The sequence below is a fragment of the Flavobacterium sp. PL002 genome (genome assembly GCF_054165825.1).
On sequence record NZ_CM135110.1, the window covers coordinates 3,314,562 to 3,329,958 of the forward strand.

General features: G+C 34.2%; 12 protein-coding genes. 9 read left to right on the top strand and 3 right to left on the bottom strand.

Annotated elements, in window-relative coordinates:
• Nucleotides 1-3 precede the first annotated feature (3 nt).
• The 9 genes from ACVEGE_RS14390 to ACVEGE_RS14430 all read left to right on the top strand — a co-directional run bounded on the left by ACVEGE_RS14390 (nucleotide 4) and on the right by ACVEGE_RS14430 (nucleotide 10,774).
• A complete protein-coding gene (locus ACVEGE_RS14390; RefSeq protein WP_192501428.1) occupies nucleotides 4-1,119 on the top strand; it encodes a hypothetical protein in 1,116 nt (371 codons plus the stop codon).
• A gap of 39 nt (nucleotides 1,120-1,158) precedes the next feature.
• A complete protein-coding gene (locus tag ACVEGE_RS14395) occupies nucleotides 1,159-2,280 on the top strand; it encodes an endo-1,4-beta-xylanase (protein WP_458008559.1) in 1,122 nt (373 codons plus the stop codon).
• A gap of 185 nt (nucleotides 2,281-2,465) precedes the next feature.
• A complete protein-coding gene (locus ACVEGE_RS14400; RefSeq protein WP_192501427.1) occupies nucleotides 2,466-3,473 on the top strand; it encodes a Kelch repeat-containing protein in 1,008 nt (335 codons plus the stop codon).
• Nucleotides 3,474-3,515: 42 nt separating this feature from the next.
• Nucleotides 3,516-4,991, top strand: coding sequence for an MFS transporter (locus tag ACVEGE_RS14405; RefSeq protein WP_192501426.1), 1,476 nt, complete (start codon nucleotides 3,516-3,518; stop codon nucleotides 4,989-4,991).
• 6 nt (nucleotides 4,992-4,997) lie between these two features.
• Nucleotides 4,998-6,017 carry a glycoside hydrolase family 43 protein gene (locus tag ACVEGE_RS14410; protein ID WP_458008560.1) on the top strand — a complete coding sequence of 340 codons (1,020 nt, stop codon included), beginning with the start codon at nucleotides 4,998-5,000 and terminating at the stop codon, nucleotides 6,015-6,017.
• A gap of 217 nt (nucleotides 6,018-6,234) precedes the next feature.
• Complete coding sequence (locus ACVEGE_RS14415) at nucleotides 6,235-7,515, top strand: sugar phosphate isomerase/epimerase family protein (protein ID WP_192501425.1); 1,281 nt, start codon at nucleotides 6,235-6,237, stop codon at nucleotides 7,513-7,515.
• Nucleotides 7,516-7,791: 276 nt separating this feature from the next.
• Nucleotides 7,792-8,556, top strand: coding sequence for a ThuA domain-containing protein (locus ACVEGE_RS14420; RefSeq protein WP_192501424.1), 765 nt, complete (start codon nucleotides 7,792-7,794; stop codon nucleotides 8,554-8,556).
• A 14-nt stretch (nucleotides 8,557-8,570) separates the two neighbouring features.
• Nucleotides 8,571-9,509, top strand: a complete 939-nt coding sequence (locus ACVEGE_RS14425) for an SMP-30/gluconolactonase/LRE family protein (protein WP_192501423.1) — start codon at nucleotides 8,571-8,573, stop codon at nucleotides 9,507-9,509.
• Between the two features lie 68 nt (nucleotides 9,510-9,577).
• Entirely contained in the window at nucleotides 9,578-10,774 is a 1,197-nt protein-coding gene (locus tag ACVEGE_RS14430) for an endo-1,4-beta-xylanase (protein WP_458008561.1), read from the top strand.
• A gap of 236 nt (nucleotides 10,775-11,010) precedes the next feature.
• Here ACVEGE_RS14430 and ACVEGE_RS14435 read toward each other — a convergent pair whose 3' ends face one another.
• The 3 genes from ACVEGE_RS14435 to ACVEGE_RS14445 form a co-directional block, all read right to left on the bottom strand.
• Nucleotides 11,011-11,565: a porin family protein gene (locus ACVEGE_RS14435; protein WP_192501422.1), complete on the bottom strand. Its 555-nt coding sequence runs from the start codon at nucleotides 11,563-11,565 to the stop codon at nucleotides 11,011-11,013.
• Nucleotides 11,566-11,652: 87 nt separating this feature from the next.
• Nucleotides 11,653-12,789, bottom strand: a complete 1,137-nt coding sequence (locus ACVEGE_RS14440) for a helix-turn-helix domain-containing protein (protein ID WP_192501421.1) — start codon at nucleotides 12,787-12,789, stop codon at nucleotides 11,653-11,655.
• A gap of 1,429 nt (nucleotides 12,790-14,218) precedes the next feature.
• Nucleotides 14,219-15,241 (bottom strand): reverse transcriptase domain-containing protein, encoded by a 1,023-nt coding sequence (locus ACVEGE_RS14445; RefSeq protein ID WP_192501420.1) that lies wholly within the window; start codon nucleotides 15,239-15,241, stop codon nucleotides 14,219-14,221.
• Between the last annotated feature and the right edge of the window lie 156 nt (nucleotides 15,242-15,397).

Below are 15,397 nucleotides of genomic sequence, written 5' to 3' on the forward strand. Positions count from 1 at the left end.
ATTATGAAAATAGTTTATAGTCTATCAATTACGGCATTATTTCTTTTTAGCATAGCGACCAATGGTCAAATTAGTACTAAAAAAAGCAAAGGACATACTGTTGTTTCTATCGAAAAAGATAATTTTTTAATCAACGGAAAAATAATCAATAAGGGCAAAACATGGAAAGGAAAACCAATCGAAGGATTGTTGTTTAATTCAAGAATGGTGCAAGCGACTTTTGATGATGAGAATCCAGAAACAGCTGTTTTATGGAAGTATCCCGACACTCAAAAATGGAGTGCCGATCGCAATACAGACGAGTTTGTTGCTGCCATGGCAGAATGGAAATCGTATGGATTAAATGCGATTACCGTGAATTTACAAGGTGGTAGTCCAACAGGGTATGGTAATAAAAACTGGATCAACTCGGCTTTTACTGCTGATGGTTCGATTAAACCAGCCTATTGGAACCGATTAGAGAAAGTGCTTAAAAAAGCCGATGAGTTAGAAATGGTCGTAATCCTAGGATTATTTTATTTCGGACAAGACCAACTTTTGGCAGATGAAAAAGCAGTAATCAATGCTGTTGATAATACAATAAACGGACTTCATAAAACGGGCTATAAAAACATTCTTATTGAAGTTGTGAATGAATGTGATTTACCCTATTACGACCACAAAATCTTAACGGAAAGTGGTATGGCTACATTGATTAACAGAGTAAAAAACAATAAAAGAGGAAACTTCAGGTATTTAGTATCGACTAGTTTTCAAGGTGCTTCGATTCCAACTTCTAGTGTGATAGAAGCGTCTGATTATATTCTGCTTCATGCTAACGCTGTTGAAGATCCAAAAGGGGTGGCAATGATGGTCGAAAAAACGAAACAAGTGCCAGGTTACAGTCTAAAACCAATTGTTTTTAATGAAGATGATCATTATAATTTTGACAAGGAGCAAAATAATTTCAAAACGGCGATCGAGAACAAGGCCTCATGGGGTTTCTTTGATTTTAGAAGAGAAGGAGAAACAAATATTGAAGAAGGATTTCAAAGTGTACCTGTAGATTGGAAAGTGAGTTCAGCTCGAAAGAAAGCATTTTTTGAGTACGTGAAAACCATTGTAAATAGTGCAGAATAAGTAGATAATAAAACTAAATAGTGATTTAAAAAATAAAATATGAAAATAGTAAATAGCAAAACGGCTACAATTATATTGGCAGGAGTTTTAATGATGAGTTGTCAGTCTAAAAAAGAAGTGGTAGATCAAGAACCAACTTTAAAAAGTGCTTTCAAACAAGATTTTTACATTGGTACCGCTCTTAGCGAAGACCAAATAAATGAAAAAGATTCAGTTGTAAATAACTTGATCAAATCACAATTTAGTGCTATTTCTCCAGAGAATAATTTGAAGTGTGAAATGATTCATCCAAAATGGGATGAGTACACTTTTGATGTAGCAGACAAATATGTGGCTTATGGAAAAAAGAATAACATGTTTGTTGTAGGTCATGCACTTATATGGCACGAGCAATTGTCTCCATTTGTACTTGCAATAAAAAGCAAAGATTCATTGAGCATGTTTATGCAAAATCACATTAGTACTGTTGCCGGAAGATACAAAGGTAAAATTGATGGTTGGGATGTTGTAAATGAGGCTTTAAACGAAGATGGAACATATAGAAAATCTATATTTTTCGAAAAATTAGGCGATGACTTCTTAGTAACTGCTTTCAAGTTAGCCGAAAAAGCAGCTCCAAATACGGAATTGTATTATAATGATTTTAATATCGAGCAACCGGTAAAAAGAGAAGGAGCTATTCGATTATTAAAGAAAATTAAAGACAGTGGTGCTCGCATTGACGGTGTTGGAATTCAAGGACATTGGAGCCTTGATGGTTTGCCATTAAAAGATATTGAAGAAAGTATAATTGCTTATTCTAAATTAGGATTGAAAGTGATGATTACGGAACTAGATATATCTGTTTTACCAGTTCCAGAGAAGTTAGTAGGTGCCAATGTAGATCAGAATTTTGAAGAAGATGCCAAAATGAATCCGTACACGAATGGAGTTCCAGACAGTATTCAAGTGAAACTTGCGCAACGTTATGAAGATTTATTCAAAGTTTTCTTGAAGCATAAAGACAAAATTAGTCGTGTTACTTTTTGGGGAGTAAATGATAGTCAGTCGTGGTTAAACAATTGGCCTATCAAAAACAGAACAAACTATCCATTGCTTTTCGATCGAAATAATAAGACCAACAAAGCATACGATCAAGTAATGGCTTTGAAGAAAAAATAGAGCGATTGTAACTAGTAGTAGTGCAAACTGCCTTAAAATTATAGGACTATTTGTTACTTGTACTAAAATTAAAAAAGCACGCAGATTTAAAATTGATTAACTGTAATTAACCTGTCTAATCTGCGTGTAATTTTTTATCTAGTATGTAAAGCTAACAATCAAATTAAATCAAATTAAAAGAGATTATGATACGACTTTCTAGACTTTCGAAAATATTGGTTTTATCGTTGTTCACTTTATTTTGTCAACAAGGGATTGCACAATCTTTCGATAATTATAAATGGGAAACCTTGGCCTGTACAGGAGAACCTGCAGCACGACATGAAGCAGCATTTGCTGAAGTTGGCGGTAAATTTTACCTGCTTGGCGGTCGACGTATTCAAGAAGTGTCCATTTTTAATCCTGAAACAAATACATGGACATCAGGTGCCAAACCGCCAATTGAATTGCACCATTTTCAAAGTTTTTCTTATAAAGGGAAAATTTATATCGTTGGCGCTGCTACGGGGCAATTCCCACACGAAACTCCAGTAGCTACAGCTTATGTTTATGATCCTGAAAAGGACAGTTGGGAAAAAGGATTTTCGATGCCAGAGAATAGATTAAGATCCTCTACAACCACCAATGTTTATAAGGACAAACTTTATATTTCGGGTGGTATTATTGACGGTCACTGGGATGGACACGTAAGCTGGTTTGATGTTTACGATTTCAAAACAGGGAAATGGGAAAAACTAACTGATACACCTCGAGCTCGTGATCATGCTACCTCAGTAGTTTGTAAAGACAAATTATATGTATTGGGCGGAAGGGTTTCATCAGGCGCTATCGAAAAGGTTTTTGAATTAACAATTCCAGAGGTGGATGTGTTTGATTTAAAATCTGGACAATGGAGCACACTTGCCAATCCTGTTCCTACGCAGCGTGCTGGTATTGCATCAATTTGTATTGGTGATAAAATTTTAGTTACTGGTGGTGAAAATGGAGATCAATTACTAGCACATAATGAAGTTGAAGTTTTAGATACAAAAACCGGAATTTGGAGTACGCTACCCTCTTTGGAGCGAGGTAGACATGGTACTCAATTTATTTGGTACAAAAAAGAATTGTATATCGCTTCGGGCTGTGGCCAAAGAGGTGGCGAACCGGAGTTGAAATCGATCGAGCGCTTTAGTAATAAAACGACTAAATAATAGGAAACGTTTAGAAAGAATAACCATAAATAAAATTACAAAATGAATAATACATCCCAAAAACTTTCGGTTTTAGAGAAAGTAGGTTACAGTTTAGGCGACTTTGCAGCCAATTTAATTTTCCAAACTTTGATGACCTTTTTGGCGTTTTTCTACACCGATGTGTATAAAATTCCAGCAGGTACAGCAAGTGCGATTATCTTTTTTGGAGGTTTTATTGGTGCCTTTTTTAATATTATAATGGGTGCTGTTGCCGATAGAACAAGAACCCGTTGGGGGAAATTCAGACCTTGGATTTTATGGACTTCTTTGCCATTTGGAATCATCGCTATTTTGGCTTTCTCAACACCAGATTTTGGTCCAGACGGAAAAGTAATTTACGCCTTAGTGACTTATTTCTTGTTGATTTTAGTGTACTCGGCCAATAATTTACCGTATTCAGCTCTAAGCGGAGTTTTGACAGGAGATATGGGACAACGTAACAGTTTGTCTTCGTATCGTTTTGTTGCTGTAATGTTTGCACAATTTATCATTCAAGGATTGTTGTTGCCTTTGGTTTTAATATTGGGTCATGGTGACAAAGCAGCTGGTTTTAAAACGACCATGATGATTTTTGCCATTGCGGGGGTTATATGTTTTATAATCACATTCTTGACTACAAAAGAACGTATTGTTCCTAAAAAAGAACAAGAATCATCAGTAAAACAAGATTTACTCGATTTGTCCAAAAACAAGCCTTGGGTAATCATGCTTTTTGTTACTATTTTAATTTTTGTTACGCTTTCGCTAAAAGGCGGAATGTACATTTATTACTTTAAATACTACTTAGATCCTGTTGCTCAAGCGACGTTTTTGCAGGATATCGGATTTAATAATATGATTGCAGGATTAAATGATTCACTAATTGGAATGGGCCTTACCGAGTTTCAATGGCCTAAAGATGCCCCTACATCTGCCTTTAGTTTGTTCAATTCGGGTGGGATTTTGTTCATGATTTTCGGAATTATGTTTTCAAAAGGATTGGCTGATAAATTCGGAAAAAGAAACATTTTCATTGCCTTTATATTCTTGTCTGCTTTAAGCTTGGTTCAGTTCAATTTCTATGCGCCTACCTCCATAACGTTAGTATTTGTAACGCAGGTGGTACATGGATTTTTGTACGGAATTACGATTCCGTTACTATGGGCAATGATTGCTGATGTAGCTGATTATAGCGAATGGAAAAACAACCGACGCGCTACTGCGATCATCTTTTCGGCTATGATTTTTGGTCTAAAAGTAGGTTTGAGTATTGGTGGTGCACTAGGTGCTTTTCTATTATCAAGATACGGTTATGTAGCCGAAGCAGCGAACCAAGCACAATCAGCAATTGACGGAATTAAATTAGCCGTAAGTGTTTATCCAGGATTATTTTTTATCGCAAGTGCCGGTTTAGTATGTTTTTATATCATCGATAAAAAAATGGAAGTACAGCTAGAAAGTGAATTAAAAGAAAGAAGAAGTAAAAATATAAATTAAATTATTATGCCAGAAGAAAATATCAGTCATATCAATTTTGACGAAATAAACAAAAAAGCAATTTCACAACCGCTAATCAAACATATGTACACCGCAGATCCTTCGGCACATGTTTTTAACGGAAAAATATACATTTATCCTTCACATGACATCGAAGCGGGAATTCCGTTTAACGACAATGGAGACCATTTTGGGATGGAAGATTACCACGTTATTTCTATGGATAGCCCAACAGGGGAAGCAAAAGATAACGGATTAGCACTACACGTAAAAGATGTGCCGTGGGCCGAAAGACAAATGTGGGCGCCTGATGCTGCTACTAAAGATGGAAAATATTATTTGTATTTCCCAGCCAAAAGAGCCAACGGAATTTTCCAGATTGGTGTTGCGATTAGTGATTCTCCAGTAGGGCCATTTATTGCTGAACCAGAAGCAATTGAAGGTAGTTACTCTATCGATCCAGCTGTTTTTTGTGATGATGACGGTAGTTACTATATGTATTTTGGTGGAATTTGGGGTGGCCAATTGCAAAGCTATAGAAACAATAGTTATGATGTAAACCACAAAGAACCAGTAGGAAATGAGTTGGCTCTAAATCCAATTATGGCAAAGCTATCTGCTGATATGAAAAGTTTTGACGAATCGGTAAAAGAGCTCGTAATCCTGGATAAAAACGGAAAACCGCTTTTAGCAGGAGACAATGATCGTCGCTTTTTTGAAGCTTCGTGGATGCACAAATACAATGGTAAATATTACTTCTCTTATTCAACAGGAGATACACATTTTATCTGCTACGCTACGGGAGACAATCCTTATGGACCGTTTACGTATCAAGGTCGTATTTTAAATCCAGTAATTGGTTGGACTTCACACCATTCTATTTGTGAGTTCGAAGATAAATGGTATTTATTCTACCACGATTCTAGTTTATCTGAAGGAGTTACCCACTTAAGATCGGTAAAAGTAGCGGAAATCACTTATGATGAAAATGGTAAAATCCAGACTTTAGATCCATATTTGGAGTAGTTTTTAGAAGCTAATTTACAATAAAAAAAATAAAAATTAATCTGCTTGATACTCTTCAAGCAGATTAATTCTTTTTAGGAGGGAACAGATTCAACTTCTATAGTATTGATTCCACAAAGCTTTTGCATAGTAATATTTCTGAAAAATTGCATGAGAAGAGTAAAACCTAAGTTTAGCAAAAGCCATTATTTATTCACCTTGATAAAAAATAAGAAAAATGAAAAGAGTTCTTTTTTTAGTTATTTTTCTAAAATCATTCGTCAGTTTTGCTCAAGAAAACTACAGTGTTTCTTCTCAAAAAGACCGACTCAGGCAATATTCTGGTCAATGGGTAAGTGCAATAAATCCTAGTAGTGATAGTGTTGCAAAACTTCCTGAAATTAAAATGAGTAGTATGACTAATTTCGATAATCGTTCGCTCACGGTTGAAGTTTTTCAAAAAAACAGTGCCAATCAATACAATCCAATCCTTCATGAAATTATAGGTTATGATACGAGTACCAAGTCAATTTTTGCTGCTGGTCATAATGCAAAAGGCGCATTCTTTACTGGAAAAGGCATATTTTCTTCAGAAAATCATTGGACAATGCAAGACAAAGACCTCAATGGTAATAAAACAATGAAGGTTGATTTTAACTTTCAAAATTATACGTATGTTATATTGGAAGGATTTGATACTAATGAAAGGAGTGTATGGAAAACAAGATACATTAAAAACAATCCTAAAGATAAAAATATTGGTATTCAGCTCGTTTCTGTTCACAAAGAAATGCTTAAAAATCCAGAACAAACCTTGATTCAGTTAGGCAGAATGGGGTACAGCTATGTTGAGACTTTTGTATACAAGGATGGAGGTTTTTACGGTCAAAGTCCAACGCAGTTTAAGGCGATGGTTGAAAAAGCAGGCATGAAATTTTTAGGCTCAATGACCTTTTTCGATCCCGAAGACAAAAACGACGATGCCGCAATCAATGCGTGGTGGAATAAAACGATACAAGACCATAAAATAGCGGGTGTTGAATACTTGTCAACTTCAAATAGTAAATTAAAAAGCATCAAGACGATCAAAGAATTGCAAGAGTATTGCAATTATTATAATAAAGTTGGAAAACTCTGCAAGGAGAACGGACTCAAGTTTGTGTACCACAACCATGCCGATGAATTTTTAAAGGTCGAAGGGGTAACCATTTATGATTACTTTCTTAAAAATACCAATCCGGATTATGTCTATTTTCAATCGGATTTGTATTGGATGCATCGGGGAGGAGTGAATCCTATCGATTATTTTAAAACCTATCCCAACCGATTTATTAGTTGGCATGTAAAAGATTATAAAGAATTAGGCGAAAGCGGAAAAATAGATTTCAAGGATATTTTCAACTATCAAAAAACAGCTGGAGTGCAGTACATCTTGGCGGAAGTGGAGGACTATAACTTTCCACCTATGTACAGTGTGGATTTGGCTTGGGAATATATTTATTATGAATTATTGAAATAATCCACCACCGACTGAAATTTAGCTATCGATAAATTTTTATGAAAGCTGTTTTAACTTTTTGCCACGGAAATTATTATCTGCGAAAATCTGCTAAATTTGCGTGCATTTTTTTTCACGCAAATTTTCGCAGATGTAGCAGATTTTAAAAGAGTTAAATAGATTGAACAATGGTAGCAATGATTAATCATTATAATCTGTGGCTATATTTTTTAAACAGAATTAAAATGTACTATAGCACATCGCTTTAGTTATGCATGTAAACAATAAAATTAAATTATGAAACCATTTAAAATGAAATACTTTTTACTAACCCTATGCATTCTTACAATGATGAAAGCAAATGCGCAAGATCAGTTTCGTGTTTTATTGTTTACCCAGCATGATACCTGGCATTACAACACCATTCCTGTCGCTGTTGAAGCATTCAAAGAAATGGCAGCCGAAAATCAGTTTAAGTTTGATTGGACCCAAAGACCCGATGATCTTATAACAAAATTACCAGAATACGATGTGGTGATATTCATGAATGCCAATGCCAATTTTTTACTGCCAAAACACATGGATGCTTTAAAAGCATTTATGAAACGAGGCGGTGGCTTTGTAGGCATACACGGTACGGCAGATGGTGAAAACGATAACGCTTGGTTTGATGGTCTAGTAGGAGCGAAGTTCGTAAATCATCCAAAATTACAAGCAGCCATTGTAAACGTTGCCAATCATGATTTTCCAGCAACATGGCATCTACCCAATAAATGGCTTCGTTCTGATGAGTGGTATAACTTTAAAAATATGAATTTCGATAAACTACATATTCTATTGACGGTTGACGAAACTTCGTATGATTTTACTGCCGGTTATGATGAGATCGCGTTGAAAGGGATGGGAAAGGCACATCCTATTGCATGGTATCAAGAGTATGAAGGAGGAAGATCGTTTTACACCGCTATGGGTCATAAACCAGAATCGTTTAAAGATAAAAACTTTTTAAACCACATTTTTGGCGCTATTTATTGGGCTAAAGGCGATTCAATCAAAAAATAAATTAACAATACGATATGAGAACTAAATCAAAAAAACAGCTTTATAATAATTTTCTAAATATACTGAGCATCAGTTTTCTACTGATTGCGAATATGTCTTGCAAGGCGCAGAAAGACTTAAACAAAGCTATAATTGCCGATGGTGCGCAGCTTACTTTGGTTGCTGATGGATTCGAATTTACCGAAGGTCCTGCTGCAGACAAAAATGGCGATGTCTATTTTACAGATCAGCCCAATGACCGTATCCTGAAATGGAATGCCAGTGACAATACCGTTTCAGATTATATGAAACCATCTGGTCGTTCTAACGGATTGTATTTTGATAACCAAGGGAATTTGTTAGCCATTGCCGATGAAAAAAATGAAATATGGTCTATTGATGCAAATAAAAAAGTAACCGTAATACTTGCAAATTTTGAAGGTAAAAAATTTAATGGTCCCAATGATCTTTGGGTAGATGCCAAAGGAGGAATTTATTTTACAGACCCTTATTACCAACGTACGTGGTGGGAACATCAAGAACCACAGCAAGCATCAAAAAGGGTGTATTATTTAGCACCAAATACAAAAATACCAACAATTGTAGCCGACGATAACTTCAATCAACCGAACGGAATTATAGGTACTCCCGATTGCAAAACCCTATATGTTGCTGATGAATCTGGTAAAAAAACCTACTCCTATACAATTGGGAAAAACGGCCAACTTTTGAACAAAAAATTGTTTGCCAATATGGGTTCGGATGGGATGACGATTGACAACTTAGGTAATGTGTACCTGACCGGAAAAGGAGTTACTGTGTTTAATAAAAAAGGAGAACAAATAGAACATATTGCCGTGCCTAAAGACTGGACTGCCAATGTCACTTTTGGCGGTAAAAAGCAAACCACACTTTTTATTACTGCCTTGGATTCGATATTTACCTTAGCCATGGCGGTACATGGAGTGCGATAAGTACAAATAAGTAACCAAAAACTTGATGTATTCATTACAATACATTTTCTATTAATAAATAAAAAACTATGCAAAAACCAAAGTTCACAGTAAATAAAATGGCCACAATAATGGGTGTTTTATCACTAACATTTACAGCTTGCAATGCTCAAAAAGTGAAAACTACCGCTGTTTCGAAAACCGTAACAACTACTGAAAATGTAACATTAAAAGATGCTTTTAAAGACTACTTTTTATTAGGTAGTGCCATAAATGATGATATCGTTTCGGGTAAGGATAACGCCTCACAAACTATTATAAAAAGGGAATTCAATACCGTTACTCCCGAAAATTGTATGAAAGCGGAAGTGGTATGTCCGTCACCAGGAGTTTATGATTTTACATTGGCTGATGCCTATGTTGCTTTCGCCAAAGAAAACAAGATGTTCGTTATGGGTCACACCTTGATATGGCACAATCAAACGCCTGCATGGTTTTTTACAAACGATAAAGGAGCGCCAAATTCGCCAGAAGAACAAAAAGAGCAATTACGTACCCACATTAAAGCGGTTGCTGGTCGCTATGCAGGGAAAGTACAAGCATGGGACGTAGTAAATGAGGTTATAGATGATAATGGTAAATACCGACCTACAACATGGGTACGCGGTATTGGCGATGGAGACGAAATGGTTCGATTGGCCTTCAAATATGCAAGTGAATATGCCCCTAACACCGAATTGTATTATAATGATTTCAACGCTTGGCGTCCAGAAAAAAGAGACGGAATAGTTCGCATGATTAAGATGCTTCAAGATGCCGGAATCAGAATTGATGGTGTTGGGATTCAAGCACATTGGGGATTGAATTTTCCTAAGACGGAATACATTCAACAGGCGATTGATGCTTATGCGGCCTTAGGAATCAAAGTAATGATTACAGAATTGGATGTTGATGTATTGCCAATTACCAAGGAAGGTCAAATAACTGGGAAAAGCATGATGGAGCCTCAGTATCAATTAGATGAGTTCGAAACCTTTTTAGACCCGTACAAAAATGGTTTGCCGCAATCTGTAGAACAGCAATTAGCGAATCGTTACAAAGAATTCTTTGAAATTTTTGTAAAGAACAAAGATAAAATAAGCAGAGTCACTTTGTGGGGACTACAAGATGGTATGTCTTGGAAAAATGACTACCCAATTCCAAATAGAACAAATTACCCGCTTTTGTATAATAGAAAATTCGAACCTAAATTGGCGAGACAAGCTGTATTGGAGACTGTAAAGTAAAATTTATTAGTTGGTGGAAAACTTTTATTAAACTTTCTACTCTCATATTATTGCTTGAAGTAATGATGAAGTAGGTTGCAGTATTGTAATTGTAACTATAATAAAAAACCTCGAAAATCTTAGTGTTTTCGAGGTTTCTTAGTGTTTACATCTTTTTTCAGGATAATATTCATCATGAAACTATTGTTGAATTTTAACTCATAGTTCAGGATGTGAATTATTAAGATTATTGCAATTTAGAAAAAGAAATAACCAACAGATAATTGCAGTACTCCGTTTGTGTTTTTATTTGACGAATTGTCAACTTTATTGATGTTAGATACTCCCATATTGTATCTTGCACCAAAATTAAGACCATTGTCTAGTTTATAACCTAGACCAAAATTAATGCCAAAATCAACAGACTTAAACGAACCTTTTACATTAATACTTTCGTTTTTAGCAGACAACAAATAGCCTATTTGCGGTCCAGCTTCCACACTGAATCCTTTTGTTACATAATATTTCCCCATCAAAGGAACATTTAAATAGCCTAAAGCAACTGTGTTATCATTGAAGCTATATCCCTGGCCAGAATATAACAACTCAGGTTGGAATGAAAATTTATCGGAAATCGGAATTTCTGATAAAACACCAAAATTGAACGATGTTACAGCATCAAAATTTTTGGTGTTATCTCCGCTGATATTTGCAAAGTTTAAACCTCCTTTAATACCAAAATTGATTTTTTGTGCATTAACATTTGTAAATCCTAAAACTGTAAGAACAGCTAGTGTCAAAATTTTTTTCATAAAATGTGATTTGAATTATTTTAAGCAAAATTGAAGCAAATAGAATAGCTAAAGGTCTCAAAAGCTTAAAAGTGTATAAATTGGTACTTATTTATTAGCGTTTTTATATTCATTTGGTGTTTGACTAGTCATTTTTTTAAAGGAATTGTAAAAAGTTGTCTTTGATGTAAAACCAGATTCCAATCCAATTGTCAACAAATTATAATTTTCATATTCAGAATTTGAGATCATTTCTTTGACCGCTTCAATCCGATAGTTATTGATGTAATTGGCAAAGTTATCACCTGTTATGCTATTTATAATTTGGGAAAGATAACCTGGACTAATGCCTAGTTTTTCAGCAACTTTCTCTCGGTTTAATGTGCTGTCTGTGTAAATATGTTGCTCTTTGCAAAGTGATTCTAGTTTTTGATAATAAATATTGTCTGCAGTAATTGATTCTTTCTGTTCTTCGGGTCTATTATTTTTTATGATTGGAAGTTCGTGATCGGAAAGCGTTAAATCGGTATTTAAAAAAGTAGTAACAGCATCTTTGTTTTTGGCCAATTTGTATTTGTAAATACCTACATAAGCTATCCAGTGAATTAAAAATGTAGCCACCAATGCTAATGTACTCATGGAGTTAGAAATGTCATAGTTAAGAAGTAAACCGATTAGTGCAGCACTTAGCCATGCAAATAGTAGTAGTGAAGCGATGATTAATAAGGTGAGTATCCAATTTTTTTCTTGTGAATCTTTTAAATATTTTATCTTGGAAAAAGAATAAATCGAAAGAGATGGGATGAATGTAACAGCTAATAAAAGATGAATTAGACTAAAAATTTGGAGTACAAATATTCCTGTTTTAGAAAAAGTAACCGCTTCTACAATATGATCAAGACTGTATATTAAGGCAAGGGTTGCGGATAATGTAAACGGAATATAATACAAATAAGTTCGTTGTTTAACTTTTGAGGTTTTATCGATGCGATTTATTACAAACAAATATAGGAAAACAGGTATCAAAAAAACCCACTCGATGTCGTCAATAAATTGCAGAATAGGGTAGGAGGTGAATACGTGTTGAATTTCACTAACATGTTTCAGTAATTCTATTGACAGCGTAAATAGCAAATAGGCTAAATATTTATTTGAGTTACTATTGAATAGTGAAGACTTTATTATAATAAATCCTAAGACAATTCCCTGAAAAATCGCAATATTTAAAAGTGCTATGTAGATCAATATTTCTAATATAAAAGTTTGATATAGATTTATTTTGGTCAGTAATAATTTATTTGTTTTTAAACAAGGATAAATTAATCTGAATTGATAAGGCGAATTTATAGTAATAAGGATGGTATTTTTAATAGCTTAAGAAATGATTAACTAAAAAGAGAGTATATGGTTAAACAACTTTTAAGGGTGCTAGACCGAATAACACGGTTGTGGTCTGGATCTTAGAAGATTTTATGGAAGAATTGGAAATAAACAAAGCCTCCTATATCTATGAAGCTTTTCTATTGGTCGGCAACAGCAGAGATTTATTTCCTCGGTACCCCTTATTGTACCAATTCTTTCGAGTATTAAGTAGTACACGATTGAGTTTATTGGTAAATTATTATCTAAAAAGAACAAATCACTCACTTTGGTCCAGAAGAAATTCCGAACCTAAATTGGCGATTGGAGGAATTATGAAGACTATAAAATAAATTTGATTGCTAGTTATAATTTTATAAAAAGTAGTAGACGCTTCCTGAAAAGGGAGCGTTTTTTGTTTTGGGTGGTTTTTGAAAATGAATTTCTTTTCGAAAAGGAGTTTAGCTTCTGAATATCGATTATTTTCGAATGGATTGCTTTTACACAGAGGTCAAAATCAATCGAGAAATCATATCAAGAAATAAATAAACGTGGGTAGTTTTTTGCTCAGTTTACCTTTGTACAAGATACGAGGGCGAAAAACGTCTTTGTTATTTTATGAGTTTTAGTATCGTATAAACCATAGCTGGCTAAACAAGATTAGACAGCAACACTATCTTTTGTACTTCTGATGGTGAAAGTATTTCTTTCATCTTACCATTTTACTTTGTTTGAGTTTTTTAAATCCTGTGAGATATAGAAAAACATTTAAGTTTTGATTCTGAAAAGCAGCCAACAGAACGCAAATAAAATCCACCTAGTTTGTCATTCTGAAAGAATCTCACACACGCATGCACAACGAGTATCACAATCAGGGTCATTGCGACGAAGGAAGCAATCACGCACAGTGCATCACTTTTTATTGATTTGAAGATTTGATTTTAAACTATTATTGGTTGGGCGACTTGTGGTCTAGTAACGGATTTAGTTCGCGTGCACAGACATTCCGAAGCGTCGGGAATGTGCTAACAAACCGTTGATATGTTGGGATATCCAAGTGGTTGAGTATTTACAAAATATAATAAGTATTAGCTATTGTGATTGGCAATAGGAATGGGCGCAAAGTTGGAGACATTTGCGCAGCGTTCACGATGTAGTTGCCGTTTGAAAATTGAATTGGTAATTATACTTTGCGGAGCAGGGGACATTTGCGCAGCGTTCATGATGTTGTTGCTAGTTGAAAATTGAATTAGGAATTATACTCAGCGGAGCGGGGATATGGTAAAAATTATGTCAGTATATTCAAATGAAGTTTTTAAACTAGAGTCAAGGCTTTTAGATGCTTTTTATATTCAATAAATTCATTATCCAATGGGTTAATTTGAAGTATAAAGTTTATTTTTCCTAAAAGATGAGGTACATAATTAGCTTTCTTAATATTTTTTCTATTCATATGATTTTCAAGACCAAATTTTATAATGTAATACATTTCTTGTCTAATTTTATTCCTCTTATTGAATTCTACTTGAGGTTTATTATTGACAACAATTCCAGTCACAACTTGTCTAGAATTAGGTAACATTAATTTGGTTTTTTCATCATTTACTTGAAGATTAAGTGTTTTTATTTCGGTTCTTACAAATTTCAAAAGTTCAACTTCGTCAAAGTCGCCTGAAAATGTCATATCATCTGCATATCTAGTATATCGAATATTCCTACCTAAACAATATTTAGAAATTATATCATCTGAGTTGCGCAAAAATATATTAGATAGATATGGACTAGTTGACGCACCTTGCGGTAGGCAGTCGTTTAAACAACATAATTTAGCAATTAAAGAAGAAATTATATTTGAATAACCTAATGACTTAAAAATCACAATGACTTGATCAATTTTTATGGATGGAAAAAAATTTTCTAAATCAATAGTTAAGACTTTTGCTTGTTTTTTATGGAAAACAAGATTTTGCTTAATGCTAACTTTTGGTATGTAAGCTTTGGCAAATTTACTAACTTCAACTTTATAAAGAATATTGTTTAATATCCACAATTGAATTTCTTTTAAACTTGGAAGAGGCTCAGAAATTTTTCTTTTTTTACCATTTTTTTTTAGAATATCAAACTCACGATAGAAATAGGGTGTATATATCGCAGCTCTTTTTAAATAACTTTTTTTATAACCAACTAATGCAGACAGATTCGTTGTGTTATATATTACCGGAACATTATTTGAAATTAATTTTTTTGCATATTCTAAACAATCAAAAATGTTTTGTTCAGAATATCCTGAATTGACTGCTTTAGAAGTAAATTCTTTTTGGTAATGCTCAAAACTCATTTTTTGTCGTCGTTAATTGAGGTCAGAAATATAATATTTCTAACCTCAAATTAGGAATAGCGATAACAAATTTTCTCAAATCCTTTTGAGGAAATTTGTTATCGCATGCTTGAAAAAGCATTCACTTACAGGGCAATGACTCATTGACCCAACATC